General features: G+C 72.5%; 1 protein-coding gene and 1 pseudogene. Both read left to right on the top strand.

All coding sequences use genetic code 11. From position 1 onward, the window contains the following. A pseudogene (locus E1283_RS37830) lies at positions 1–241 on the top strand (glycoside hydrolase); the annotation flags it as partial. 134 nt (positions 242–375) lie between these two features. Next, the gene (locus E1283_RS35920) at positions 376–1,704 is read left to right on the top strand and encodes an ABC transporter substrate-binding protein (protein WP_132822352.1); all 1,329 of its coding nucleotides are present in this window, start codon (positions 376–378) and stop codon (positions 1,702–1,704) included. Positions 1,705–1,730 lie beyond the last annotated feature (26 nt).

The raw sequence follows: 1,730 nt of genomic DNA, 5'->3' as shown, positions 1-1,730 counted from the left end.
GCCCCGCCCCGCGCCCACCGGCCGGGCCCTGCTGCGGATCGACATCACCGCCGACGGCCGCTGCCGGTTCGCCGCCGCGGTCGGCGACGAGGCCGAACCCGGCCCGTCGGGCTTCGACTTCGCGGCCGCCGGCTGGGGCTGGACGGGCGCCCAACTCGGCCTGTTCGCCGCCGCGCCCGACGGCGTCGGCGAGGCGGGCGACGCGGGCACCGCCACCTTCACCCGGTTCCGCGTCACCTGAGACCCACCCCCCGGCCCGAACCCGAGAGAACGACAGCGCACCCGACAGCAAGCGACAGCACCCGACAGCAAAGAGAGCAAGCGAGAGCACATCAGAGCGAACCCCCACCTTCCCCGACCCCAGGGAGCCGCACGATGAGCACACACCCGACCCGCGGCGCGGCCGCCGCCCTCACCGCGCTCGTGCTGGCCGTGACCGCCACCGCCTGCGGCGACTCGGGCGACCCGGCGGGCGCGGACGGCGACGGCACCGGCGAGATCGTGTTCTGGGACAACAACGGCGGCGTCCGCACCGACGTGTGGAACGAGATCATCGACGCCTTCGAGGCGGCCAACCCGGACATCGACGTCGAGTACGTGGGCGTGCCGATCGGCGAGGTGCAGTCCAAGTACGACGCCGCGATCCAGGGCGGCGAGGGCCTGCCCGACGTGGGCGGCGTCTCCACCGCCTACCTCGCCAACCTCGTCGCACAGGAGGCCCTGGAACCACTGGGCGACCGCGTCGCGGAGAGCGGCCTGGCGGACGGCCTGCTGCCGGCGATGGTGGAGAGCGTCCGCGCCACCACCGGCGAGGGCGACGAGATGTACACGGTGCCGACCTCGGCCAACCAGGGCGTCCTGTGGTACCGCACCGACCTGTTCGAGGCGGCCGGCCTCGAACCGCCCGCCACCTGGGACACCTTCTTCACCGCGGCGGACGAGCTGACCGACCGCGGGAACAACGCGTTCGGCTTCACCCTCCGCGGCGGCGAGGGCTCCGTCGCCCAGGCGCTGGACATGATGTACGCCCAGTCCGGCATCGAGTCGTTCTGGGACGGCGACGAGACCACCGTCAACGACCCGGCGAACGTGGCGGCGTTGGAGCGGTACGTCGGGCTCTACGACACGGCCACCCCGGAGGCCGACCTGGGCAACGACTTCACCAACATGGTCGCCACCTTCACCGGCGGCACGGTCGGCATGCTCCAGCACAACCTCGGCTCCTACCCCGACCATGTCGCCGCCTTCGGCGCGGACGGCGTGGCGGGCGTCCCCATGCCGGCGGACGACGCGAACGGCGCGCACACCTTCGTCTCCAACCCGGTCGACGGCCTCGGCGTCTTCCGGTCGAGCGAGAACAAGGAGGCGGCCTGGCGGTTCGTCGAGTTCGCCGTCTCCCACGAGATGAACAGCCTCTGGAACGAGTCGGCCGGCCAGATCCCCGCCAACACCGAGGCGCTGGCCGACCCGTGGATCGCCGCGGCCCCGCCGACCGCCGCCGCCGTCGACGCGTTGAGCGACGAGGCCACCACCATCGTCCAGCTGCCCTACTACCTGCCGGACTGGAACAACATCAGCAAGGCCGACACCGAGCCGAACTTCCAGCGGCTGCTGCTCGGCGAGATCACCGCCCAGGAGTTCGCCGACGACCTGGCCGAGCGGCTGAACGAGGCCCAGGCCGAGTGGCGCGAGTACCGGGGCTGACCGCCCGTCCACCCACCGTCCCCCAC

The sequence above is a fragment of the Streptomyces hainanensis genome (assembly GCF_004348415.1).
GTDB classification, from domain to species: domain Bacteria; phylum Actinomycetota; class Actinomycetes; order Streptomycetales; family Streptomycetaceae; genus Streptomyces; species Streptomyces hainanensis.
This window is presented reverse-complemented; position numbering and strand designations above follow the sequence as displayed.

What these genes read in the sequence shown, in the direction of transcription:
- E1283_RS35920 (WP_132822352.1), top strand. Translation starts at nt 376, where the DNA reads ATGAGCACACACCCGACCCGCGGCGCGGCCGCCGCCCTCACCGCGCTC.